Here is a 22,566-nt window from a genome sequence, read left to right on the forward strand (position 1 = left end):
GGCTTCCTGTCCCCGCTTTGTGACGGCGCGTGACCCCATTCAGATTGCTTAACAAACTGCGGCTTTACTTTTCGCCGGCGCCGGCGTTCTTGGCTGTCCCTTCAAAGTCTCGCGGGCAAGAGCGGGACAAGGAAGAAGCGGAGAAGCGGTCGATGCGCGTTCTGAAGCCGTGTTCGCCGCGTGAGGTCCCGCGGATCGCAAGCGGGCGCTGAGCCGCTCATAGAGCCGCTAACTAAACCGCGCAGCGCAGGATCAGGGGTTGGCTTAGCGGGTCTTATTGCTGTGGTTGCATGATGCGCAGAGTAAAGCGCGCGCCGCCCAGTTCGCTGGCGCTCACGCTGGCCTGGCCGCCGTGGTGTTCGGTGATCAGCTTGACGAAGGACAACCCCAGGCCATAGCCGCCGGTGGCGCGGTCGCGGCTGCGGTCCAGCCGCAGGAAGGGTTCGAACACCTTGTCGCGTTCAGCCTCGGGAATGCCGCAGCCGTCGTCGTCGACATGAATCAGCAGCTGGCCGGAAGCGTTGTGACACACGGTCAGCCGGACCTGAGCGTTGGCGTATTTGAAGGCGTTGAGCAGCAGGTTGCGGCTGGCCACATACATCAGCTTGCGGTCGAACGCGCCGTTGCCCAGCGCGCAGTCCAGCTCCAGCGCGAGGCCCGGTGGTTTCAGCGGCGTCACCAGGTCGACCAGATCGTCGAACCAGTCGTAGAGGTCCACGGTTTCCCAGTGCAGCGGCACTTCGTTGCGGTTGAGCTTGGCGAACTCCATGCTGGTGTTGAACAGCTCCTCCAGCTCCTGCATATCGCGCTCCATGCCTTCGCGGTAGCGCCGCCATTCCTGTTCGTCCTCTTCTTCCTCCAGCATGGTCAGACCGAAGCGCAGCCGTGCGATCGGGGTGCGGATCTCATGGGCGATGGCGTGGGACAGGGCCTGGCGGGTTTCCATCTGCCGCTCCAGCCGCGCGGCCATGCTGTTGAAGGCCAGGGACAGGGGGGCCAGCAGCCGGCTTTTGGACGGTTGGGCGCGGGCGCTGAAGTCGCCGTCGGCGAACACCTCCGCCTTGCGGCGCACTTCCAGCAAGTCCTTCCACAGCGGGCGCAGGCTGAAGTAGATCAGCGTACCCAGCGTGGTGCCGGTCAGCAGAATCCACAACAGCAGGATTTCTATGTCTTCGCTGATCCAGCTGCTGTTGCTGGCCGGGGCTTCCAGCGGGCCCAGCAGCAAGAGACGCGGATCATGGGGCAGCGGCATGTAGAGCAACTGGTTGTCGAAATCCAGATAGGGGCGGCCGCCTTGCAGCGCGGCGTGGCCTTCCGGCTCGAAATCGTCGGGAGGATGGGCGATCAGTTTGACCGGATAGCTGAAGGCGCGGGCGATGTCGGCGAGCTTGCGGTCCCAGTCCCGATGCGGCGTCTGAGCCAGCTGCTCGCGGATCAGGCTCACGGTGCCGTTCATGAATTGCAGCTTGCCGTTGCGGTCGCTGTTCTCGTACAGCTTGGAGACCAGGAAGCCGAAGCCGATGATGATGATCAGCTCCACCAGCATGGTGGCGAAGAAATAACGGGCGAACAGGGTGCCCAGCGACGGCTTGAGCCAGCCGCGCAAACGACGAGTGCTCATGCCTTATTCCCAGTCGCTGCGCGAGAACAGATAGCCTTTGCCGCGCACGGTCTTGATTCGGGCCGGCGCGTCGGGATTATCGCCCAGCTTGCGGCGCAGCCGCGAAATGCGCGCGTCGATGGAGCGGTCCAAGCCGTCGAAGCCGATGCCGCGCAGCTCGCTCATGATGTCGTCGCGGGACAGCACCTGGCCGGCGTGGGAGGACAACAGCCACAGCAGGTCGAATTCGGCGGTGGTCAGATCGATCAGCTCCCCGTTCAGCGTGGCTTCGCGCGTGGCCTGGCTGATGCAGAACTGGCCAAAGGTGAAGCTGTCTTCGTCGCCGGCCTCTCCGTCGGCCTGCGCCCCCGGCCCGCCGCGGCGCAGCAGCGCGCGCACCCGCGCCAGCAAGCGGCGCGGCTCCACCGGCTTGGCCAGGTAGTCGTCGGCGCCCAGTTCCAGCCCCAGGATTTCGTCCACGTCCTCGTCGCGCGCCGTCATGATCAGCACCCGGCCGTTATAGCGCGGGCGGATTTCACGGCAGACGTCGAAGCCTTCCTTGCCCGGCAGCATGATGTCCAGGATCACCAGGTCCGGCTTTTCTTCCAGGATGATGGCCGGCGCGGTGTCGCCGCGGCCGTGCTGGGAGATGCGATAGCCGTGCTTGCTCAGATAAGCGCCTATCAATTCGGCTAGTCTCACGTCGTCTTCGACGATGAGAATATGGGGGGTATCGCTGTTCATGTCCGTCGACGGGATTTCGGTGGTTCAAATCAAAATATTAGCACGCGAGGTTTGCCGGCGACTTTAGCATTATCGTGACTGCTATTCGTCATAAACTATCGATAGTTTTTGCAAATGATTTGGCTTGCTTGATTTTCCGGCGCTATCAATCCAGAATCGGTCAGGCACAAAAAGCCGGCCGTGGCCGCCGTTGCCGCCAGGGACCGATGAATTAAAACGGGATAAAGAGAATAGGAACTTGCCATATGCAACAGATAAGAGAATGGGCCGTGTGGCTGGCCGTCGCCCTGGCGGGCGCGGCGGCCTTCGCCGTGGTGGCCCTCAATCGCGGCGAGCCGGTCAACGCGGTCTGGCTGATCGTGGCGGCGGTGTCTGTCTACTCCATCGCCTATCGCTTTTACGGCCGCTTCATCGCCCACAAAGTGCTGGAACTGGACGCTCGCCGGCTGACCCCGGCGGAAAAATACAATGACGGCCTGGACTACGTGCCCACCAATAAATGGGTGTTGTTCGGCCACCACTTCGCCGCCATCGCCGGCGCCGGGCCGCTGGTGGGACCGGTGCTGGCCGCGCAGATGGGTTATCTGCCGGGCACGCTGTGGATTCTGGTCGGCGTGATGCTGGCCGGCGCGGTGCAGGATTTCCTGATCCTGTTCCTGTCGGTGCGCCGCGACGGCAAATCGCTGGGCGAGATCATCCGCACCGAACTGGGCGCCATCCCCGGCGTCATCGCCTCCATCGGCATCCTGATGATCATGGTCATCCTGCTGGCGGTGCTGGCGCTGGTGGTGGTCAAGGCGCTGACCGGCAGCCCGTGGGGCACCTTCACCATTGCCGCCACGATACCGATCGCGCTGTTCATGGGCGTTTACACCCGCTACATCCGGCCGGGCAAGATCGGCGAGATCTCCGTCATCGGCTTCATCCTGCTGATGCTGGCCATTGTTTACGGCGGCGACATCGCCAAGAACGAAACCCTGGCGCCCTTGTTCACCCTGAGCGGCACCACGCTGGCCTGGACGCTGATCGGCTACGGCTTCGTCGCCTCGGTGCTGCCGGTATGGCTGTTGCTGGCGCCGAGGGACTACCTGTCCACCTTCCTGAAAATCGGCACCATTGTCGGCCTGGCCATCGGCATCATGATCGTGGCGCCCAATATGCACATGCCTGCGGTGACCAAATTCATCGACGGCAGCGGCCCGGTGTTCGCCGGCAATCTGTTCCCCTTCCTGTTCATCACCATCGCCTGCGGCGCGGTGTCCGGTTTCCACGCGCTGGTGGCTTCGGGCACCACGCCCAAGATGCTGGAGAACGAAACCCACGCCCGCATGATAGGCTACGGCTCCATGCTGATGGAAAGCTTCGTCGCCATCATGGCGTTGATCGCCGCCTGCGTGCTGGATCCGGGCGTGTACTTCGCGATGAACAGCCCGGCGGCAGTGATAGGCAAGACCGCGGAGGAAGCCGCCCAGGTGATTTCCAGCTGGGGCTTCCTCATCACGCCGGACATGTTGACCCAGATGGCCAAGGACGTGGGCGAGAGCACCATCCTGTCCCGCGCCGGCGGCGCGCCGACCTTGGCGGTGGGCATGGCGCACATTCTGTCCAATGTGATAGGCGGGCCGGCGATGATGGCCTTCTGGTATCACTTCGCCATTCTGTTCGAAGCCCTGTTCATCCTGACCACCATCGACGCCGGCACCCGTGTGCTGCGCTTCATGATCCAGGATCTGCTGGGCCTGGTGGTCAAGCCTATGGCCAACACGGAATCCTGGGCGGCCAACCTGATCGCCACCGGCCTGGCGGTGACCGGCTGGGGCTACTTCCTCTACCAGGGCGTGGTGGATCCGTTGGGCGGCATCAACACCTTGTGGCCGCTGTTCGGCATCGCCAACCAGATGCTGGCCGGCATCGCGCTGATTCTGGCCACCGCGGTGCTGATCAAAATGCAGAAAACCCGCTACATCTGGGTCACCGCCGTGCCCACCTTGTGGCTGCTGGTGGTGACGCTGACCGCCGGCTGGCAGAAGCTGTTCCACGCCAGTCCCAAGATCAGCTTCCTGGCCCACGCGGAAAAATTCTCCGCCGCCGCGGCCAAGGGCGAGGTGCTGGCGCCGGCCAAGAATATGGCGCAAATGCATCAGATCATCTTCAATGACTATGTGGACGCCACTTTGACGGCGCTGTTCATGGCGGTGGTGATCGCCATGCTGGCGTTTGCGCTGAACGTGATGCGCAAGTCCCTGGCGGTGAAATGGTCCACCGCCAAGGAGGTGCCGGCCATGTTCCGGGAGGAGGGCGCGTGATGGGCAAGCTATGGCAACAATGGGCGAAAACCGCCCGGCTGATGGTGGGGGTCAAGGATTACGACGCTTACGTCGCCAGCCGCCGCCGCTTCGATCCCAAGGCGGAGGTGATGAGCCGCGAGGCTTTCTTCCGCCGTTGTCAGGACGAACGCTATGGCGGCAAGAGCATGAAGAAGTGTCCGTGCTGAGTTCTAACGGTTAGTCATACTTGATAGCGCCCGGCTTGGCCGGGCGTTTTTCATTGCATGCGCGGGCGCGCTCCGTGGAAATTGTGTTTCTATTTTTTTGGCATTTTTTTGTGGATTTTAAATCCAAATTGGCTTGAGTTTTAGGCGTGGGTTATGCTGAACGCCCTTTCCACTAGCCCGGCTGCGTATGCGAAATGCGCGCCGTTGATGGACGATATGAGCGATTCCACGTTTGCAAGCCCGATTCTTGACCGTCTGCTGGCGGGCGGAGTGATTGACCAGGCGATTTACGAAGCCGCGCGCGACAAACTGCGCGAGCAGGGCGCGGAGCCCTTCTCCACCTTGGGCGGAGGCCTGGACTGGTTGGAAGAGGAGGAAGTGCTGAGCTTTGAGCAAATGATTGAAATCGAAGCCAAGGCGGATGCGGACGAAGGTTTCACGTCCAATGCGGTGCGCAGGCAGGCGGTGGATGAATACAACCAGGATCTGGAGCTGGAATTGGCGCTGCTCCAGCAACAAAAGGCGACGACATGGCGCGGGAAGCTGGCTTGGGGCTTGGGGTGCGCGGCCTTGCTCGGCGCGGCCGGCTGGTATTTTCTGACACCGCCGCTGGTGCCGAGATGCGAAGCGTCCGTGGTGAAGAAAAGCATACATGAGTCTTTGTGGTCGGCGCAGGCGCACATGATGTCGCGAAAACCCAGCGCGAGCGCGCCGGTAGCGGGCAATTTGCGGAACCTCAAGTTGGAACAGGTCAAGGAGCTGGGATACATCAAGACGGAGCGCACCCGTGGCTGCGTGGCGGTGCTGGTGGCGGGTGAAGAGCGCGCGCCCATCGCTTACGAGGTGAAGGGGAAGGGCGAAGATATCTTCGTGATGGGGGGCGACGAGAGTTTGCTGCGCGCACGTTACGCTCAGTTGAATTCGGATGGCGTACTACCGGAACTGGGCAAGCCTTTGGGGCGGGAGGGCGTGAGGCAGGCGCTGCAAAAAGGCGTGTTGGATTATAGCAAGCTGGGCGGATCCGTCGCCGATGCTTTGGCCCGTATGCAAGGAGCGGCTGGTCAGCCGGAATCCGCCCTCGGCGAAGTGCTGCCTTTGAACGATTGCGCACAAGGAGCGGGGGGTGTCTGGAGCTGCAAGCTGATGGTGCAATATCGCGACCCGTTCATGGTGGCGATCGGCAAGGAGGACCGCTTGTTGCTGGAAGGGGAGTTTGGCTTTGTTCAGGACGGGAAGGACTGGCGCCCGGCTGACAACTTCAAGAAACAGTTCGCCACCGCCTTGGTGCAAAGCCGGCTGATGTTGATGAAGGGCTTGTCGCGTGAGCAAGTATCGGGAGTGACAATGGATTCATCAGGCGGTTGAGCGGGAGCGAGTCGGTTGCATGCCCACCCAGGATGTAAAACCACTGCCACCGCCCGCGCGCAAGCCGGGCGGTTTTGTTTGGGCTTGGGACTGGTCCTGACCGCGATTTCATTGTCCTATCCTTTGGCATGTCGCAAAATAATGTCATTATTAACCACATATGGAAAAGCCATGTCAGAACCTTCCGCTTACACCGCTTACAGCGACAAATGGCAGATGCGCTTTGCCTTCTTCGATCAGCACGGCGCGCCGAATAGCGCCAGTTACAAGGAGGCGTTCAAAGCCTTGTCGTTTGGCGACCGCCTTAAGGTGCAGATGAATTTCATCGCTTTTTTCTTCTGGCCAATCTATTACCTGGTGTTGGGCTTGTGGAAGAACATGCTGTCCTTGTTGGGCGTGGCGCTGCTGATCAACCTGGTCCTCGTCTTGCTGGATGTGCCTGAGTCGATCACCCGCGGGCTTGGTTTCGGCTTTAGCGCGCTGGCCGGCATGTCGGTGAATTATCTGTATTACCAAAAGAAGGTCAAAGGCTATAAGGGGTGGAACCCTTTCCGTGGCTTGTTCTAAACCATGATGGCCGCTCAGTGAAAAAAACCGCCCGGCGCAAACCGGGCGGTTTTGTTTTTGCGGGAGCGGCGTTTAGTGCAGCAGATGGCTGACGCCGAAGTTGATCAGGCCGCCGCCGACGATCAGCCAGCCAAACAGGATGGACGCCAGCAACATCGGTTTGGCGCCGGCCTGACGGATGGCGGAGAAATGGGTGGTGATGCCCAACGCGCCCATCGCGGCGGCCAGCAGCAGATTGTCCAGGGAGACGATGGCGTTGACCCATGCGGCCGGCAGCAGATTGAAGGAGTTGAAGGCGGCCACGCCCAGGAAGGCGACGGCGAACCAGGGGATGGCGATGCGGCCCTTCTGCTGACGGCTGCCGTGCGGCTTGGCGGCCAGCCAGCTGGACAGGGCGATCAGGAAGGGCGCCAACATCATCACCCGTATCATCTTGGTGATCACCGCTGTGGTCATCGCGGCCTCGCTGACGGATTTGCCGGCGGCAACCGCCTGCGCTACTTCATGGATGGTGGAGCCGGCGAACACGCCGTAGCTGAACTCGGAAATGCCCAGATGGCTGGTCCACTGATACAGCATCGGCCACAGGAACATCGCCACGGTGCCGAACACCACCACGGTGGCGACAGCCACCGCCACTTTTTCCGCGTGGGCCTTGAGCACCGGTTCGGTGGCCAGGATCGCGGCCGCGCCGCAGATGGAGCTGCCGGCGCCGATCAGGATCACGCTTTGCTCGTCCATGCCCAAATACTTGCGGCCGATGCGGAAGGCCAGCAGGAAGGTGGTGCACAGCACCAGGGTGTCGATCAGCACGCCGGCGAAGCCGACGGCGGCGATGTCCTGGAAGGTCAGCTTGAAGCCGAACAGGATGATGCCCAGGCGCAGCAGCTTCTGCTTGGAGAACTGGATGCCGTGGTGGCTGGCGCCGGCGAAGTAGCGGTAGACGGTGTTGCCTATCAGCATGCCGCCCAGGATGGCGAGGGTGAGGGCGGAGAAGCCCAGATGTTTCATCGCCGGCAAATCCGCGGCGTAGAGCGCGGCGACGGCGAGGGCGATGGCCAACGCCAGGCCCGGCATGATTTGGCGAAGGTTTGTCATAAGTAAATGCCTGTTTGGTCTATGGCGGATGAGGCTAACGATACGCCCCTCGTTTTCAGTAGAGAAACGGATAAAATGGATATATGTCAGTAGCAAAATCAATATAAGGAGGGGGTATGGCCTTGAAGCTGACCCTGCGCGAGCTGGAGGTCTTCGTCGCGGTGGCCGAATACGGCACCGTCACTCAGGCGGCTCAACAGGTGGCGCTGACCCAGTCCGCCGCCAGCCAGGCGCTGGACAAGCTGGAAACCGGCCTAGACGTGCGCTTGTTCGACCGCATCGGCAAACGGCTGAGCCTGAACGAGCATGGCCGGCTGCTGTGGCCCAAGGCGCGGGCCATGCTGGACGCGGCTCAGGACATGCAGAGTCTGTTCAACGCCGGGGCGATGTCCTTGAAGATAGGCGCCAGCAGCACGGTGGCCAACTATCTGCTGCCGCAGCAGCTGGCGGCCTTCCGCGCCGCCTGGCCGCTGGCGCGCTTGGAGCTGGACGTGGCCAATACCCGCGACATCGTCGACGCGGTGGCGGCCCTGCGGGTGGACTTCGGTTTCATCGAAGGGCCTTGCCATCACCCGGATCTGGTCGCCCAGCCCTGGAGACAGGATGAGCTGGTGGTGTTCGCCGCCGCGGATCACCCGCTGGCGCGGGGCGAGGCGGCGCGCCAGGACCTGGCGCAAGCGGAATGGATTCTGCGCGAAGCCGGCTCCGGCACGCGCGAGGAGGTGGATCGGCTATTGCTGCCGCACCTGGCCATGCTCAACGTCAGCATGGAGCTGGGCCATTCCGAAGCGATCAAGCACGCGGTGGCTGCCGGCCTGGGGGTCAGCTGCCTGTCGCGGCGGGTGGTGGCCGATCTGTTGCAGACCGGCGCGGTGGTGGAGCTGAACGCCGGCCTGCCGGTGCTGACGCGCACCTTGTACCAGGTGCAGCACCGCGACAAGACGCTGACCCGCGGCATGGCCGCGTTCCAGAACATGACGATGGCGGCGCTGCTGGCCTGAACCCCATCAGGGCTTGGCGCCGGTCCCCAGTCCGGTCAGCGCGCGGATGTATTGCGCCGGGAAGCGGCTGCGTTCCAATTGGCCCTGTGACGAACGATCGCAGATCGACAATAACCAGGCGCAGGCGAAGGCCGCGCTCATGGAAAACAGCGCCGGGTTGGCGTAGGGGAAGATCGGCCGCGGATGGCCCAGGATATCCACCCATACCATGGGCCCCAGCGCCAATAGCGCGATGGCGGACGCCAGGCCGGCCAGGCTGCCGCCCACCGCGCCGCGGGTGGTGAGCCGGGGCCAGAACATCGCCAGGAACAGCACCGGGAAATTCACCGAGGCGGCAATCGCCAGCACCAGGCCGGACAGGAAGGCGATGTTCTGCTTCTCGAACAACAAGCCCAGCAGAATGGCCAGCAGTCCGATGACCAGCGTGGCCAGCCGCGACACCCGCATTTCCTCGGCGCTGCTCACCTTGCCTTTGCGCAGCGCCACCGCGTACAGGTCGTGGGACACCGCCGACGCGGCCGACAGGGCCAGGCCGGCCACCACGGCGAGAATGGTGGCGAAGGCCACCGCCGACACCAGGCCGAGGAACAGATTGCCGCCCACCGCCTGGGCCAGGTGCACCGCCACCATATTGGCGCCGCCGACAATGCCGCCGTCTGCGTCGCGAAAGCCGGCGTCGCCGCCGACGATGAGGATGGCGCCAAAGCCCACCAGGATCAGCAGCAGATAGAAATAACCGATGAAGCCGGTGGCGTAGAACACGGATTGGCGCGCGGCGCGGGCGTCGGCCACGGTGAAGAAGCGCATCAGCACATGCGGCAGGCCGGCGGTGCCGAACATCATGCCCAGCCCCAGGGAGACGGCGTCCACCGGATTGGACACCAGGCCGCCCGGCGCCAGGATGGCCTGGCCGCGGAGCTCGGCGGCGGCGGCGAACACGGCCTCGCTGCTATAGCCGAAGCGTCGCCAGACCATGAAGGCCATGAAGCTGGTGGCGGACAGCAGCAGCACCGCCTTGACGATCTGCACCCAGGTGGTGGCCAGCATGCCGCCGAACATCACGTACAAGACCATCAGCGCGCCGACGATGATCACGGCGCTCAGGTAGCTGGCGCCGAACAGCAGTTCGATCAGCTTGCCGGCGCCCACCATCTGCGCCACCAGATAGAGCAGCGCCACCGTCAGCGTGCCGCAGGCGGCGGTGATGCGCACCGGGGTCTGGCTCAAGCGGTAGGACACCACGTCGGCGAAGGTGAAGCGGCCCAGATTGCGCAGCCGCTCGGCGATCAGGAACATGATGATGGGCCAGCCGGCCAACACGCCCAGCGCATAGATCAGGCCGTCGTAGCCCTTGCTGAACATCATCGCGGAGATGCCAAGGAAGGAGGCGGCGGAGATCATGTCGCCGGCGATGGCCAGGCCGTTTTGCAGGGGAGTGACGCCGCCGCCGGCGGTATAGAAGTCCGAGGCGGAACGGGTGCGACGGGCGGCCCAAGCGGTGATGAACAGGGTCAGCGCCACAAACAGCAGGAACATCAGGATGGCGTTCCAGTTCAAGGGCCGTTGCGCGCCGGACTGGGCCCAGGCGGGGCCGGCCAGCGTCAGCGCCAGCATGGCGACAGGGATTCTCATGGCCGGCACTCCTTCAGCACTTGTTCGTTCAGCGGGTCCAGCCGCTTGTTGGCCTGGCGCACGTAGATCCCGGTCAGCGCGAAGGCGGCCAGGATGATGGCGACGCCCACCGGCATGCCCACGGTGGTGACGCCGGCGCCTATGGGCCGGGCCAGCCACTGCGGTGCGAAGGCCAGCACCAGGATGAAGCCGTAATAGAGCAGCAGCATGACGGCGGTCAGGCTCCAGCCCAGCCGCGCTTTGCCGCGGGCCAGTTGTTGAAAGGCGGGATGATTCAGAATCGCTTGCTGTTGTTGCGGGCTCATGGCGCGGCTCCTTAACCAGCGGCTTACGATCAACTGCGCGGCGTGGAGCGTTAGCCGGCGAGCGCCGCGCAAGAACGCCGGCGTATCGCCGGCACATTCCTGTTCTTCCGCGGCAAGGCCTTGTCTCGCTCCGGCTTGCCGGATCGTAAACGCGCTTTTGACGATGGCGGGTGGCGCCCCGGCCGAGACCGGGGCCGGGGCTCAGACGAAGCTGCGGGTTTGCGCCACGCGGAAGCGGTTGGCGACGAAGGCGCTGTCGGACAAGCTGGCGTTGGCCGCCGGATTGCCGCCGCTGCCGTGGAAGTCGCTGAAGGCGGCGGACTGATTGACCATCACCGCGCCGGTGAAATTGAGCGCCAGCGACACGCAGGCGTTTTCCGCCGCCTGTCGGGCCAGCGCCTGCACCTGCTGGTCCGTGCTGTAGACCGAGAAGCTCAGGGCGCCGTGGCGGCGCATGCTGTCTTCCGCCTGGCGCAGCGCGGCGGCGCTGTCCGGCGTCTGAATCAGGAAGCTGATCGGCCCGAAGTGTTCCTGCTCGTAAACGGCGCGGTCCTCCATCGTCAACTGGCGCAACAGCGGGGTGCGCACCTCGGCTTCCGGGTATTGCGGGTGGCTCAGCCTCCGGCTGTCCAGCGCCGGCCGGCCCAGCGCGCGCGCCGCCTCCAGCCTTTGGACCACGCCGGGGTTCTGAAGCGCGCCCAGCAGTTCCACCGCCTTGGCCGGTTCCGCGCACAGCGCTTCCAGCGCCGCGCACAGGCCTTCCACCGTTTGCTGATAGGACAGCTTGCCTTCGGGCGTGTGGATGCCGTCGGCCGGGATGAAAATATTCTGCGGCGCGGTGCACATCTGGCCGCTGTACAGCGCCAGCGACAGCGCGAGGTTGCGGCACAGGCCGGGGAAATCGGCGGTGGAGTCCAGCACCACGCAGTTGACGCCGGCTTTTTCGGTGTAGACCTGAGCGTGGCGGCACTGGCTCTCCAGCCACTCGCCGTGAGCGCTGCTGCCGGTGAAGTCGATCAGCTTCACCTCCGGCCGCTGAGCCAACAGGCTGGCCAGCGGCTCGCCGTGCTGGTTCGCCGCCAGCAGCACGGTATTGGGATCGAAACCGGCCTCGGCCAGCACTTCGCGGGCGATGCGCACCGTCAGGGCCAGCGGCAGCACCGCGCCGGGATGCGGCTTGACGATGACGCTGTTGCCGGTGGCCAGGCTGGCGAACAGCCCCGGATAGCCGTTCCAGGTGGGAAAGGTGCTGCAGCCTATCACCAGGCCGACGCCGCGCGGGATCACCTTCCAGCTTTTCTCCAGCACCAGCGGCTCATGTTTGCCCTGCGGCTTGCTCCAGCGGCAGTGTCCGGGAATGGCCGACATCTCGCGCCAGGCGTAGGTCACGGCCTCCAAGGCGCGGTCCTGCGCATGCGGGCCGCCGGCCTGGAAGGCCATCATGAAGGCCTGGCCGGTGGTGTGCATCACCGCGTGGGCGATCTCGAAGCTGCGGCGGTTCAGCCGCTGAATGATTTCCAGGCAGACGCCCACCCAGGCCTGCGGGCCGGCTTGCCGCCACGATTGCAGCGCCGCGGTGGAGGCGCTCAGCAAGGCGTCGGCGTCATGGCGCGGATAGCGGATGCGCAAAGCGCCGCGATAGGGAGAGCGTTCGCTGCCCACCCAGCCCTGGCCGGCCGGCAGGCCGTCCAGCTGGAAGTCTTGTTGCAATAAAGCCTCAAACGCCGCCTGGCCGTCCGCGGCGGCGGTTTCGCCATAAGTTCTGGGGCTGGGCATTTCCGGGTGCGGGGACCAGTACTGGCGCTCGCTCAAGGCCTGCAGGGCCTGGTCCAAGGTGGCTTGATGCTGCTGGAACAGAGGGTGAGACATGGACGTTCTCCTCGGGCGGAGGGATGAGAGGCCGGCCTGCGCCATGTCAGCGGCAAGCCGGGTACGGTAACAACAGTTTCAGCGCACTGTCATTGATGTGGGTCAGCTTATAATTGATTTTCCGGTCGGTCAATGATAGCGTTTGCCGAAGTGGCGGCTTGGCCAGTTGAGCCAAGGCCGCGCCCAAAGGGGAGGCGAGCATGCAGGCAGCGGAAACGAGTATTGAGGTGAATCTGGAGGCCGGAGTGGCGACCGTGACGCTGAATCGGCCGCAAAGGCTGAACAGCTTCAACCCCGCCATGCACCAGGCCTTGGCGGCGGCCTTGGACCGCCTGCGCGACGACGTCGAGGTCCGGGCGCTGGTGCTGACCGGCGCCGGCCGCGCTTTCTGCGCCGGCCAGGATCTGAGCGACCGAGCGCCGGAGCCGGGACAGCCGCCGGCGGATCTGGGCTTGTCCATCGAGGCTTACTACGCGCCGCTGGTGCGGCGGCTGCGCGATATGCCCAAGCCGGTGATCGCCGCGGTCAACGGCGTGGCGGCCGGGGCCGGAGCGAATATCGCCCTGGCTTGCGATCTGGTGATCGCCGCCCGCTCGGCGAGTTTCATCCAGGCCTTCAGCAAGATCGGTCTGCTGCCGGACGCCGGCGGCAGCTACTGGCTGCCGCGTTTGCTGGGCCAGGCGCGGGCGATGGGGCTGGCGCTGCTGGCCGAGCCCTTGCCGGCTGAGCGTGCCGAGCAATGGGGCTTGATCTGGCGCTGCGTAGACGACGAGGATTTTCCCGCCGCGGTGCGGCAGCTTGCCGAGCAACTGGCCAGCGGGCCGACGCTGGCCTACGCGCGGATCAAGCAGGCGCTGCAGGCGGCCGAGGGCAACAGTCTGGAGCGGCAACTGCAATTGGAGCGCGACACGCAGCGGGAGCTGGGCTTCAGCGCCGATTACCGCGAAGGCGTGGCGGCTTTTCTGGGCAAGCGGCCGCCGCGCTTTGGAGGACGATGACCATGAAACCGGACAAGGAACAGCGCGTGGCGGTGATAGGCGCCGGCGCGATGGGGCGCGGCATCGCCGCGGTAGCCGCTGCGGCGGGGCATGAGGTCTATCTCTACGATCAGGACGCGGCCGCGGCGGCGGCGGCGCCTGATGCGATCGCCGCGGACTGGGCCGGCCTGGTCCGGCGCGGCAAATGGAGCCAGTCGCAACTGGACGCCGCGCGCCGCCGGCTGCGGCCGGCCTCCTGTCTGGAGGAGCTGGCCGACGCCGCCTTGGCGATAGAGGCCATCGTCGAACGTCTGGACGCCAAGCAGGCGCTGCTGCGTCAGTTGGACGCCCTGTTGCCGGCCGCCGCCATCCTGGCCAGCAACACCTCCTCTCTGTCCATCACCGCGCTGGCGGCGGGTCTGCGTCATCCCGAGCGGGTGATCGGTCTGCATTTCTTCAATCCGGCCACGCGGATGAAGCTGGTGGAAGTGGTGAGCGGGCTGGAGACCGCGCCGGCTTTGTCGGAGCGTCTGTGCCAGTGGATGCGCGCTTGGGGCAAGACGCCGGCGCCGGCCGCGTCCACTCCCGGCTTCATCGTCAACCGGGTGGCGCGGCCTTTCTACGCCGAGGCCTTGCGGCTGCTGCAAGAAGGCGCTTGCGCACCATCCACATTGGACGCCTTGCTGCGCGAAGCCGGCGGCTTCGCGATGGGCCCCTTGGAATTGATGGACCTGATCGGCCATGACGTGAATTTCGCGGTGACGCAGTCGGTGTATCAGGCGATGCAGCAGGACCCGCGTTTCCGGCCGTCGCCGCTGCAGCAGGAGTTGGTCACGGCCGGCCGCCTGGGCCGCAAGAGCGGTCGCGGCTTTTACGATTACGGCCAGGCCTTGCCGGCGCCGGACGCCGCGCCGCCGCAAGCGGCGCCCGCGGCGCTGCGCGTGCATGGCGGCTTGGGCGCGGCCGAACCCTTGCTGGCGCGCTTGCGGGCCGGCGGCGTACGTCTGGAACGCGAGCCGGGGCCGGAGCAGGGCTGGCTGAGTTGGGATGATTTGCGGCTGGCCCTGTCCGACGGCCGCAGCGCCACCCGCCGCGCCGCGGACAGCGGCCACGCCGGCTGGGCGGTGTTCGATCTGGCTCTGGATTACGCCAGCGCGCCGCGGCTGGCGCTGGCCGTGGCGGACCAGGCCGCGCCGGAGGCGGCGGCGCGGGCGGAGGGCGTGTTGCAGGCGGCCGGCCTGCTGGTGTCGCGGATGGACGACGCCGCCGGCATGGCGGTGTTGCGCACCGTGGCGATGCTGGCCAACGAGGCGGCCGACGCGGTGGGGCAGGGCGTGGCCGCGGCGGACAGCGTGGATCAGGCGATGTGCCTGGGCGCCGCTTATCCCCGCGGTCCGCTGGCCTGGGCCGATAAGCTCGGCACGGACTATCTGGCGCAGACATTGGACGCTTTGCACGCGCACTACGGCGACGATCGTTATCGCGTCTCGCCGCTGCTGCGGCGGCTGGCCTTGTCCGGAGGACGCTTCCATGACTGAGACAGAAGCCGCTCGGCAACTTGCCGAGAACAGCGCGCTGGCGATGCTGAGCCAGGATCGGGCGTCGGCCAGCCTGGGCATGGAGCTGCTGGACGTGGCGCCGGGCCGGGCCCGGCTACGCATGCGAGTGCGCGACGACATGCTCAACGGCTTCCAGCTGTGTCACGGCGGCCTGCTGTGCGCGCTGGCGGACACCGCCTTCGCCGTCGCCTGCAATAGCTGGGGGCCGAGGACGGTCGGCGCGGCCGTCAGCGTGGAGTATCTGCTGCCGGCCCGCGGCGGGGACTGCCTGCTGGCGGAGGCCGAGTGCCTGCATCAGGGGGCTCGGCAAGGTCTTTACGATGTGCGGATCAGCAATCAGCGCGGCGAAACCCTGGCCCTGCTGCGCGGCCGCTCGCACCGGAGCGGAGAGCGGGCCGAGTAAAAGGCCGCATGCCGTTTTTTGTTTCTCAACGCCCGTCCAAGGAGCGCAAGCCCGCCGTCTTGTCCAGCCAGCAGCAATTGGCCGCAGAGCCAGCCCCGAACCCACACAGGAGAAGCACCATGCCCGTCACCCGCCCTATGTCCAGCGAGCTGGACGCGATGGAAACCGCCAGCCGCGACGAACTGTCCGCCTTGCAGCTGCAACGTCTGCAATGGACGCTGCAACACACTTACGACAATGTCGCGCCCTTTCGCGCCAAGTGCGAGCAAGCCGATGTCCATCCCCGGCAATTGCGGCGGCTGGAGGATCTGAGCCGCTTCCCGTTCACCAGCAAGGCGGATTTGCGCGACAACTACCCGTTCGGTCTGTTCGCGGTGCCGCGAGACCAGGTGTCGCGCATCCACGCCAGCAGCGGCACCACCGGCCAGCCCACGGTGGTGGGATACACCCGCAATGATATCGAGGCCTGGGCCACGGTGGTGGCGCGTTCCATCCGCGCCGCCGGCGGCCGGCGCGGCAGCATGGTGCACATCGCTTACGGTTACGGCCTGTTCACCGGCGGCCTGGGCGCGCACTACGGCGCGGAACGCCTGGGGTGCACCGTGGTGCCGATGTCCGGCGGTCAGACCGAGCGCCAGGTGCAGCTGATCCAGGATTTCCGCCCGGACATCATCATGGTCACGCCGTCCTATATGTTGAACATCCTCGATGAAATGGAGCGCCGGGACATGGATGCGGCGGCCTGCTCCTTGCAGGTGGGCATCTTCGGCGCCGAGCCGTGGACCGGGCAGATGCGGCAGGAGATCGAGCGCCGCGCCGGCATAGACGCGGTGGACATTTACGGCCTGTCCGAGGTGATGGGGCCGGGCGTGGCCAGCGAGTGCGTGGAAAGCAAGGACGGCCCGGTGATCTGGGAGGATTTCTTCTACCCGGAAATCATCGATCCGCACAGCGGCGAAGTGCTGCCGGACGGGGAGGAGGGCGAATTGGTGCTGACCTCGCTGACCAAGGAAGCGATGCCGGTGATCCGCTACCGCACCCGCGATCTGACCCGGCTGCTGCCGCCCAGCAGCCGTTCGATGCGGCGCATCGGCAAGATCGTCGGCCGGTCCGACGATATGTTGATCATCCGCGGCGTCAATGTGTTTCCCACCCAGATCGAGGAAGTGATTCTGCGGCAAACGGGGCTGGCGCCGCATTTCTATCTGGAGGTCGACAAAGACGGTCACCTGGACAGTCTGGCGGTCTTCGTCGAGCGCGAGCCCAGCGGGCCGGCGCGCGACGACGCCAAACAGCTGGCGGCGCGGCAGTTGCAGCACAGTATCAAGAGCCATGTCGGCGTAACGACCACAGTGCAGGTGGTGGAGCCGATGACCATAGAACGCTCGGTGGGCAAGGCGCGGCGGGTGGTGGACAAGCGGCCGCGCGACTAGGCGACGAGGGGCAGGTTGCGTTAATGCTTGTATTTTAATTGAACGACCGGTAAATTAATTAATATGCTGTTTCAGCGCGCCGGACATCCGCTTCCGGCGATGCTCACCTAGGAGGATGCGCCATGTACACCCAAGCCCTGGATCAGCCGGACATCGCCGCGGCGGCGGCTGAGCCGTCGCTTCAGCAGCAGGCCTTCGACGCCAAGCTGCAGGCGGAGGACAAGATAGAAGCGCGCGACTGGATGCCGCTCGCCTACCGCAAAACCTTGCTGCGGCAGATCTCCCAGCATGCGCATTCCGAAGTGGTGGGCATGCTGCCGGAAGGCAACTGGATCGGCCGCGCGCCCACGCTCAAGCGCAAGGCCATTCTGCTGGCCAAGGTGCAGGACGAGGGCGGGCACGGCCTTTATCTGTACGCGGCGGCGGAAACCCTGGGCAGCCCGCGCGACGAAATGGTGGCGACCTTGCTGTCCGGCCGCGCCAAGTACTCCAGCATCTTCAATTACCCCACTTTGTCCTGGGCCGACATCGGCACCATAGGCTGGCTGGTGGACGGCGCGGCGATCATGAACCAGATTCCGCTGTGCCGCTGTTCCTACGGCCCGTACGCCCGCGCCATGGTGCGCATCTGCAAGGAAGAAAGTTTTCACCAGCGCCAGGGCTACGATCTGCTGCTGACGATGATGGGCGGCAGCGCGGAGCAGCGGGCCATGGTGCAGGAGTCGGTGAACCGCTGGTGGTGGCCGGTGCTGATGATGTTCGGCCCGCCGGACCGGGATTCGGTGCACAGCGCCAGCAGCATGCAATGGGGCATCAAGCGCATTTCCAACGACGATTTGCGGCAGAAGTTCGTCGACGCCATCGTGCCCCAGGCCGAAGTGCTGGGCATCGCGCTGCCGGACCCGGCGCTGGTCTGGAACGAGGCGCGCGGTCATTACGACTTCGGCGAGCCGGATTGGACGGAGTTCAAGCGGGTGCTGGCGGGCGACGGCCCCTGCAACCGCGAACGCATGGCCGCGCGCGTCCGCGCGCATGAAGAGGGGGCCTGGGTGCGCGCCGCGGCCCGAGCCTATGCCGACAAACAGGCGGCGCGCGCCGCCGCCTGATCAGGAGCCATCATGTCCGAGCCTAACGCCTGGCCGCGTTTCGAGGTCTTTGTCCTTGGCCGCAACGCCTTGCAATACAAGCACTCCAGCAGCCTGCACGCCGCCGATGCGCGCCATGCGCTGCTGCTGGCCAGAGACATCTATGTCCGCCGCCAAGAGGGCATCAGCCTGTGGGTGGCGCCCAGCGCCCGCCTAAGCGAGAACGGCGAGCCGCCGTCTGCGACAGAGGCCGAGGCGCCGCAACAGTACGAAGTGTTTTTGCAGCTCAAGCCGGGTCTGGATCATCTGCACGTCGCCAGCCTGCTGGCAGCGTCGGCATCGCAGGCTTTGGAGCGGGCGGAGCGGGCCTTCGGCGAGTTCCCGCCCGGCGCGGTCTGGGCGCTGCCCAGCGCGGCGCTGAGCTGCAGCGAGCCGGACGAACGCGAGATGCTGTTCGAACCGATGGCCAGCAAGACTTATCGCTTGCCCACCTTCTTCCAGTTGCCGGAAGCCGTGAACCATATGTGAGGAGTGCGCGATGTCTGTGCAGATAGCTGTGCAAACGCAGCCGCCGGCGACGGCGGACCTGATCGAATACGCGCTGCGGTTGGGCGACAACACCTTGTTGCTGGGCCAGCGCCTGGGTGAATGGTGCGGCCACGCGCCGGAGTTGGAAGACGATATCGCGCTGAGCAATATCGCGCTGGATCTGATAGGCCAGTCGCGCTTGTTGCTGAGTCTGGCCGGCGAATGGGAGGGACGGGGCCGGGACGAGGACGCGCTGGCCTATCTGCGCGACGCGCCGGCGTTCCGCAACCTGACCTTGCTGGAGCTACCCAACGGCGACTTCGGCCAGACCGTGTTGCGCATCGCCCTGTTCAGCGCCTACCAAGTGGCTGTGTGGCGGGCCTTGCGCGACGGCGCGGAAGCACGGCTGGCGGCGATCGCCGGCAAGGCGCTGGCGGAAAGCCGCTACCACCTGCGCTACGCGGCGGAGTGGGTGGTGCGGCTGGGCGACGGCACCGACGAATCGCGGCGGCGCATGCAGCGGGCGCTGACGCATTGGTGGCCGTATCTGGCCGAGATGTTCGACGAGGACGCGCTGGAGCGGCGCCTGGACGGCGTCGCGCCGCAAGCGGCTCTTCTGCGGAAGGAATGGGAGGCGTTGATGCTGCCGGTGCTGGCGGAGGCCACGCTGCGGCCCCCGGCGGACACCGAATATCGCTCCGGCGGCAAGCGCGGCGAACACAGCGAATCCTTGGGCCATGTGCTGGCGGAGATGCAGTTCCTGCAGCGCGCCTATCCCGGAGAGCGCTGGTGATGCGCGCCGCGCGGCTGAGCGTGGCGCAAGCCTGGCGGGTGCTGGACCAGGTGCCGGACCCCGAGGTGCCGGCGGTGTCGCTGTGCGATCTGGGCATCGTGCGCAAGGTGGCGCGGGTGGGGGAGGATCTGGAGGTGACGCTGACCCCCACTTATTCCGGCTGCCCGGCGACCGAGGCCATCGCCGCCTCGGTGCGGCAGGCCTTGGGTCAGGCGGGCGAAGAGCGGGTGGTGTTGCGCACCCAGCTGAGTCCGGCCTGGAGCAGCGACTGGATCAGCGCCGACGGCCGCGAAAAGCTGCGCCGTTACGGTATTGCGCCGCCGGCCTGCGCAAGGACGGCCGAGGACGACTGGCAGCCGCTGCGCTTCCAAACGGCGGCGCCGGTCTGTCCGCAATGCGGCTCCGTCCGCAGCCGGCGGCTGAGCCAGTTCGGCTCCACCGCCTGCAAGGCGCTCTACCGCTGCGAGGCCTGTCTGGAGCCATTCGAGTATTTCAAGCCGATCTGAGTCCACTGAGGGACCGGAGTAAGGAGACCGGGATGAGACTAGCTTTCCATCGCCTGCGCGTCGTCGAACGTCGCCAGGAAACCGACGACGCCATTTCGCTGACCTTGGAGCCGCCGGCGGAGTTTAAGGAGCGCTTCCGCTTCACCCAGGGCCAGCACCTGGTGTTTCGCGAACATATCGACGGCGTGGAGCAGCGGCGCACTTATTCGCTGTGCTGCGGCGCGGACGAAGGCATTTTACGGGTGGCGGTGAAGCGGGTGGAGGGCGGCGTGTTCTCCAGCCACGTCCACCGGCATTGGCAACTTGGGCAGGAGGTGGAAGCGATGCCGCCGGAGGGGCGCTTTTTCACGCCGCTGGCGGCGGAGCAGCGCAAGCACTATCTGGGCATCGTCGCCGGCAGCGGCATCACCCCCTTGCTGTCCACCTTGAAAACCACCTTGCGGCGAGAGCCGCACAGCCGTTTCACCTTGCTGTACGGCAATCGGCGGCGCGGCGGCATTCTGTTCGCCGACGAGCTGGCGGCGCTGAAGTCGTGCTATCCGGCGCGCCTGGCGGTGTATCACTTCCTCAGCCGCGAAGCACAGCAGCCGGAGCTGTTTCACGGCCGTCTCGACGGCGAACGGCTGCACAGGGCGCTGGCCGCGCTGCTGCCGGACGGCGCGGTGGACGAAGCCTTCGTTTGCGGCCCCAACGATATGATTGATCAGGCCTGCGCCTGCCTGGAGCGCGTCGGGCTGGCCGCCGGACGCATCCATTACGAACGTTTCGGCGTGCCGGGGCGCGGTGCGGCCAAACCGGCAGCGGCGGCCGAGGACAATCCGGCGGCCAGCGTCACTCTCATCATCGACGGCCAGCAGCGCCAACTGGAACTGAGCGCCGGTGAGCGCATCCTGGAAGCGGCTACCGCGGCCGGGGTCGACCTACCTTACTCTTGCCAAGGTGGGGTATGCTGCACCTGCCGGGCCAAGGTGCTGTCCGGCCGCGTGTCCATGGACAAGAATTTCGCCCTGGAAGCGGCCGAGGTGGAACAAGGCTTCGTGCTCGCCTGTCAGGCGCGTCCACGGACCCAGCAAGTGGTGCTCAGTTTTGATGAGCGTTGACGGTTGCTTGTCTAGAACCGCTGGCAAGCCCCGGTTTGACCGGGGTTTGCCTGGCGGCTCGTAGTCATCGGGGAGGTTCGCTGGTGCCGCGTCTGGTCTTTTCATTCAACCGATATGCGGATATGGCCAGAACAAAATCTCCCAATTACGAGGCGCAGCAACAAAACATACTGGAGAACGCTGCCCGCCTGTTTGCCGAGCAGAGTTTTCCCAGTGCTTCGATAGCCCAACTGGCTGAGCTGTGCGGCATGTCCAAACCGCTGCTGTATCACTACTACCGCGACAAATCGCATCTGCTGTTCGACATCGCCGACACCTATGTGGATAGGTTGGTGGGCATTGTCGACGAGGCGGCGCGGCAAGCGCTGCCGGCGGACGCGCATTTGCGGCTGCTGATCGAGCGCTTCATGGAGGAGTACGCGTTCTCGCGCCATTACCACATGGTCTTGGTGCAGGACGTCAAATTCCTGGGCGAGGCGGACCGGCTGAAGGTGAAGGCCAAGCAGGCCGGCGTGGTGTCCGCCTTTGCCGAACTGATCGCCCGCTTGCGGCCGGAGCTGCCGGCGACGGAGGTCAAACCGGTGACGATGACCTTGTTCGGCATGATGAACTGGACCTTCACCTGGTTCCGCGCGGACGGTGCGGTGGACCGGCAGGGCATGGCGCGGATAGTCAGCCAGTTGTTTCTTCACGGGGTGTATGGATGTGGAGAGGGAACTGATCATGAGCGAGCATCTGAGGGAGCGCCGCGCTGAGCGGATCTGCCACCTGGAAATTCACCGGCCGGCGCAGCTCAATGCGCTGAGCCCCGAGCTGATGCGGGAGCTGGAGTCCGCGCTGGACGCGGCGGACGGCGATCCCGACATCAGCGTCATTCTGCTGTCCGGCACCGAGCAGGCCTTCGCCGCCGGCGCCGACATCGGCCGCATGGCCGAATGGGATTATCAGCAAGTCTTTCTCGACGATTACGTAAGCCGGCACTGGGAGCGCGCGCGCGGCGTGCGCAAGCCGCTGATCGCCGCGGTGCGCGGCCTGGCGATAGGCGGCGGCTGCGAGCTGGCGATGATGTGCGACGTGATCATCGCCGGCGAGTCCGCCCGCTTCGGCCAGCCGGAAGTCAAGCTGGGCACCCTGCCCGGCATGGGCGGCACCCAGCGGCTGCCGCGCGCCATCGGCAAGGCCAAGGCGATGGAATGGTGCTTGAGCGGCCAGCTCTATAGCGCCGACGAAGCCGAGCGCGCCGGCCTGGTGTCGCGGGTGGTGGCGGACGCCGAGGTGCTGGCGACGGCGCAGGCGCTGGCCGCGCGGATGGCGGGTTACTCGCTGCCGGCGCTGATGCTGATCAAGGAGTCCTTGAACCGCGCTTTCGAATCCAGCCTGGCCGAAGGCCTGCTGTTCGAACGGCGCGCCTTTCACGCCAGTTTCTCGCTGGCCGACCAGAAGGAAGGCATGCAGGCCTTTCTCGACAAGCGGCCGCCGCAGTTCCAACACCGTTGATCCAGGAGGT

The 22,566-nt window shown here is 65.4% G+C and carries 22 protein-coding genes; 16 read left to right on the top strand and 6 right to left on the bottom strand.

Features of this window, described 5'->3' with window-relative positions:
- Positions 1-274: 274 nt before the first annotated feature.
- Positions 275-1,621: an ATP-binding protein gene (locus tag NK214_RS07960; protein ID WP_253314167.1), complete on the bottom strand. Its 1,347-nt coding sequence runs from the start codon at positions 1,619-1,621 to the stop codon at positions 275-277.
- Between the two features lie 3 nt (positions 1,622-1,624).
- Entirely contained in the window at positions 1,625-2,344 is a 720-nt protein-coding gene (locus NK214_RS07965; RefSeq protein WP_081549203.1) for a response regulator, read from the bottom strand.
- 245 nt (positions 2,345-2,589) lie between these two features.
- Between NK214_RS07965 and NK214_RS07970 the strand changes: the two genes are divergently transcribed.
- The 4 genes from NK214_RS07970 (at position 2,590) to NK214_RS07985 (ending at position 6,770) form a co-directional block, all read left to right on the top strand.
- Positions 2,590-4,650 carry a carbon starvation CstA family protein gene (locus tag NK214_RS07970; protein WP_253314168.1) on the top strand — a complete coding sequence of 687 codons (2,061 nt, stop codon included), beginning with the start codon at positions 2,590-2,592 and terminating at the stop codon, positions 4,648-4,650.
- Positions 4,650-4,838: a YbdD/YjiX family protein gene (locus NK214_RS07975; RefSeq protein ID WP_107800784.1), complete on the top strand. Its 189-nt coding sequence runs from the start codon at positions 4,650-4,652 to the stop codon at positions 4,836-4,838. The genes NK214_RS07970 and NK214_RS07975 overlap by 1 nt, the downstream gene beginning before the upstream one ends.
- 153 nt (positions 4,839-4,991) lie before the next feature.
- Entirely contained in the window at positions 4,992-6,203 is a 1,212-nt protein-coding gene (locus NK214_RS07980; RefSeq protein ID WP_253314169.1) for a hypothetical protein, read from the top strand.
- 171 nt (positions 6,204-6,374) lie between these two features.
- A complete protein-coding gene (locus NK214_RS07985; protein WP_227105333.1) occupies positions 6,375-6,770 on the top strand; it encodes a DUF2628 domain-containing protein in 396 nt (131 codons plus the stop codon).
- Positions 6,771-6,842: 72 nt separating this feature from the next.
- On the opposite strand, the gene NK214_RS07990 is transcribed toward NK214_RS07985, so the two are convergent.
- A complete protein-coding gene (locus NK214_RS07990; RefSeq protein ID WP_107800781.1) occupies positions 6,843-7,868 on the bottom strand; it encodes a YeiH family putative sulfate export transporter in 1,026 nt (341 codons plus the stop codon).
- 116 nt (positions 7,869-7,984) lie between these two features.
- Between NK214_RS07990 and NK214_RS07995 the strand changes: the two genes are divergently transcribed.
- The gene (locus NK214_RS07995) at positions 7,985-8,869 is read left to right on the top strand and encodes a LysR family transcriptional regulator (protein WP_107800780.1); all 885 of its coding nucleotides are present in this window, start codon (positions 7,985-7,987) and stop codon (positions 8,867-8,869) included.
- 6 nt (positions 8,870-8,875) lie between these two features.
- On the opposite strand, the gene NK214_RS08000 is transcribed toward NK214_RS07995, so the two are convergent.
- The 3 genes from NK214_RS08000 to paaN form a co-directional block, all read right to left on the bottom strand.
- The gene (locus NK214_RS08000; protein WP_370646569.1) at positions 8,876-10,501 is read right to left on the bottom strand and encodes a cation/acetate symporter; all 1,626 of its coding nucleotides are present in this window, start codon (positions 10,499-10,501) and stop codon (positions 8,876-8,878) included.
- Positions 10,498-10,806, bottom strand: a complete 309-nt coding sequence (locus tag NK214_RS08005; RefSeq protein WP_227105329.1) for a DUF485 domain-containing protein — start codon at positions 10,804-10,806, stop codon at positions 10,498-10,500. The genes NK214_RS08000 and NK214_RS08005 overlap by 4 nt, the downstream gene beginning before the upstream one ends.
- Positions 10,807-11,007: 201 nt before the next feature.
- Entirely contained in the window at positions 11,008-12,675 is a 1,668-nt protein-coding gene (paaN, locus tag NK214_RS08010; RefSeq protein ID WP_253314170.1) for a phenylacetic acid degradation protein PaaN, read from the bottom strand.
- 200 nt (positions 12,676-12,875) lie between these two features.
- Here paaN and paaG point away from each other — a divergent pair, with 200 nt between their 5' ends.
- From paaG to NK214_RS08065, 11 genes are all read left to right on the top strand, one after another.
- Entirely contained in the window at positions 12,876-13,673 is a 798-nt protein-coding gene (gene paaG, locus NK214_RS08015; RefSeq protein WP_253314171.1) for a 2-(1,2-epoxy-1,2-dihydrophenyl)acetyl-CoA isomerase PaaG, read from the top strand.
- A 2-nt stretch (positions 13,674-13,675) separates the two neighbouring features.
- Positions 13,676-15,190, top strand: coding sequence for a 3-hydroxyacyl-CoA dehydrogenase (locus NK214_RS08020; RefSeq protein ID WP_253314172.1), 1,515 nt, complete (start codon positions 13,676-13,678; stop codon positions 15,188-15,190).
- Entirely contained in the window at positions 15,183-15,614 is a 432-nt protein-coding gene (gene paaI, locus NK214_RS08025; RefSeq protein ID WP_107800774.1) for a hydroxyphenylacetyl-CoA thioesterase PaaI, read from the top strand. The genes NK214_RS08020 and paaI overlap by 8 nt, the downstream gene beginning before the upstream one ends.
- Positions 15,615-15,733: 119 nt before the next feature.
- Positions 15,734-17,047: a phenylacetate--CoA ligase PaaK gene (paaK, locus tag NK214_RS08030; protein WP_253314173.1), complete on the top strand. Its 1,314-nt coding sequence runs from the start codon at positions 15,734-15,736 to the stop codon at positions 17,045-17,047.
- Positions 17,048-17,169: 122 nt separating this feature from the next.
- Entirely contained in the window at positions 17,170-18,153 is a 984-nt protein-coding gene (gene paaA / locus NK214_RS08035) for a 1,2-phenylacetyl-CoA epoxidase subunit PaaA (protein WP_253314174.1), read from the top strand.
- Between the two features lie 12 nt (positions 18,154-18,165).
- Entirely contained in the window at positions 18,166-18,660 is a 495-nt protein-coding gene (locus NK214_RS08040; RefSeq protein WP_253314175.1) for a hypothetical protein, read from the top strand.
- A gap of 10 nt (positions 18,661-18,670) precedes the next feature.
- Positions 18,671-19,453, top strand: coding sequence for a 1,2-phenylacetyl-CoA epoxidase subunit PaaC (paaC, locus tag NK214_RS08045; protein WP_253314176.1), 783 nt, complete (start codon positions 18,671-18,673; stop codon positions 19,451-19,453).
- The gene (gene paaD, locus NK214_RS08050; protein WP_253314227.1) at positions 19,453-19,959 is read left to right on the top strand and encodes a 1,2-phenylacetyl-CoA epoxidase subunit PaaD; all 507 of its coding nucleotides are present in this window, start codon (positions 19,453-19,455) and stop codon (positions 19,957-19,959) included. The genes paaC and paaD overlap by 1 nt, the downstream gene beginning before the upstream one ends.
- Before the next feature lie 32 nt (positions 19,960-19,991).
- A complete protein-coding gene (locus NK214_RS08055) occupies positions 19,992-21,059 on the top strand; it encodes a 2Fe-2S iron-sulfur cluster-binding protein (RefSeq protein WP_253314177.1) in 1,068 nt (355 codons plus the stop codon).
- 122 nt (positions 21,060-21,181) lie between these two features.
- Positions 21,182-21,814: a TetR/AcrR family transcriptional regulator gene (locus tag NK214_RS08060; protein WP_107800769.1), complete on the top strand. Its 633-nt coding sequence runs from the start codon at positions 21,182-21,184 to the stop codon at positions 21,812-21,814.
- Positions 21,783-22,556: an enoyl-CoA hydratase-related protein gene (locus tag NK214_RS08065; RefSeq protein ID WP_253314178.1), complete on the top strand. Its 774-nt coding sequence runs from the start codon at positions 21,783-21,785 to the stop codon at positions 22,554-22,556. Before NK214_RS08060 ends, NK214_RS08065 begins: the two co-directional genes overlap by 32 nt.
- The last annotated feature ends 10 nt before the right edge of the window (positions 22,557-22,566 follow it).

This window comes from Chromobacterium sp. S0633 (assembly GCF_024158805.1).
GTDB lineage: Bacteria > Pseudomonadota > Gammaproteobacteria > Burkholderiales > Chromobacteriaceae > Chromobacterium.

What these genes read in the sequence shown, in the direction of transcription:
- NK214_RS07960 (WP_253314167.1), bottom strand. Translation starts at nt 1,621, where the DNA reads ATGAGCACTCGTCGTTTGCGCGGCTGGCTCAAGCCGTCGCTGGGCACC.
- NK214_RS07965 (WP_081549203.1), bottom strand. Translation starts at nt 2,344, where the DNA reads ATGAACAGCGATACCCCCCATATTCTCATCGTCGAAGACGACGTGAGA.
- NK214_RS07970 (WP_253314168.1), top strand. Translation starts at nt 2,590, where the DNA reads ATGCAACAGATAAGAGAATGGGCCGTGTGGCTGGCCGTCGCCCTGGCG.
- NK214_RS07975 (WP_107800784.1), top strand. Translation starts at nt 4,650, where the DNA reads ATGGGCAAGCTATGGCAACAATGGGCGAAAACCGCCCGGCTGATGGTG.
- NK214_RS07980 (WP_253314169.1), top strand. Translation starts at nt 4,992, where the DNA reads ATGCTGAACGCCCTTTCCACTAGCCCGGCTGCGTATGCGAAATGCGCG.
- NK214_RS07985 (WP_227105333.1), top strand. Translation starts at nt 6,375, where the DNA reads ATGTCAGAACCTTCCGCTTACACCGCTTACAGCGACAAATGGCAGATG.
- NK214_RS07990 (WP_107800781.1), bottom strand. Translation starts at nt 7,868, where the DNA reads ATGACAAACCTTCGCCAAATCATGCCGGGCCTGGCGTTGGCCATCGCC.
- NK214_RS07995 (WP_107800780.1), top strand. Translation starts at nt 7,985, where the DNA reads ATGGCCTTGAAGCTGACCCTGCGCGAGCTGGAGGTCTTCGTCGCGGTG.
- NK214_RS08000 (WP_370646569.1), bottom strand. Translation starts at nt 10,501, where the DNA reads ATGAGAATCCCTGTCGCCATGCTGGCGCTGACGCTGGCCGGCCCCGCC.
- NK214_RS08005 (WP_227105329.1), bottom strand. Translation starts at nt 10,806, where the DNA reads ATGAGCCCGCAACAACAGCAAGCGATTCTGAATCATCCCGCCTTTCAA.
- paaN (WP_253314170.1), bottom strand. Translation starts at nt 12,675, where the DNA reads ATGTCTCACCCTCTGTTCCAGCAGCATCAAGCCACCTTGGACCAGGCC.
- paaG (WP_253314171.1), top strand. Translation starts at nt 12,876, where the DNA reads ATGCAGGCAGCGGAAACGAGTATTGAGGTGAATCTGGAGGCCGGAGTG.
- NK214_RS08020 (WP_253314172.1), top strand. Translation starts at nt 13,676, where the DNA reads ATGAAACCGGACAAGGAACAGCGCGTGGCGGTGATAGGCGCCGGCGCG.
- paaI (WP_107800774.1), top strand. Translation starts at nt 15,183, where the DNA reads ATGACTGAGACAGAAGCCGCTCGGCAACTTGCCGAGAACAGCGCGCTG.
- paaK (WP_253314173.1), top strand. Translation starts at nt 15,734, where the DNA reads ATGCCCGTCACCCGCCCTATGTCCAGCGAGCTGGACGCGATGGAAACC.
- paaA (WP_253314174.1), top strand. Translation starts at nt 17,170, where the DNA reads ATGTACACCCAAGCCCTGGATCAGCCGGACATCGCCGCGGCGGCGGCT.
- NK214_RS08040 (WP_253314175.1), top strand. Translation starts at nt 18,166, where the DNA reads ATGTCCGAGCCTAACGCCTGGCCGCGTTTCGAGGTCTTTGTCCTTGGC.
- paaC (WP_253314176.1), top strand. Translation starts at nt 18,671, where the DNA reads ATGTCTGTGCAGATAGCTGTGCAAACGCAGCCGCCGGCGACGGCGGAC.
- paaD (WP_253314227.1), top strand. Translation starts at nt 19,453, where the DNA reads ATGCGCGCCGCGCGGCTGAGCGTGGCGCAAGCCTGGCGGGTGCTGGAC.
- NK214_RS08055 (WP_253314177.1), top strand. Translation starts at nt 19,992, where the DNA reads ATGAGACTAGCTTTCCATCGCCTGCGCGTCGTCGAACGTCGCCAGGAA.
- NK214_RS08060 (WP_107800769.1), top strand. Translation starts at nt 21,182, where the DNA reads ATGGCCAGAACAAAATCTCCCAATTACGAGGCGCAGCAACAAAACATA.
- NK214_RS08065 (WP_253314178.1), top strand. Translation starts at nt 21,783, where the DNA reads ATGAGCGAGCATCTGAGGGAGCGCCGCGCTGAGCGGATCTGCCACCTG.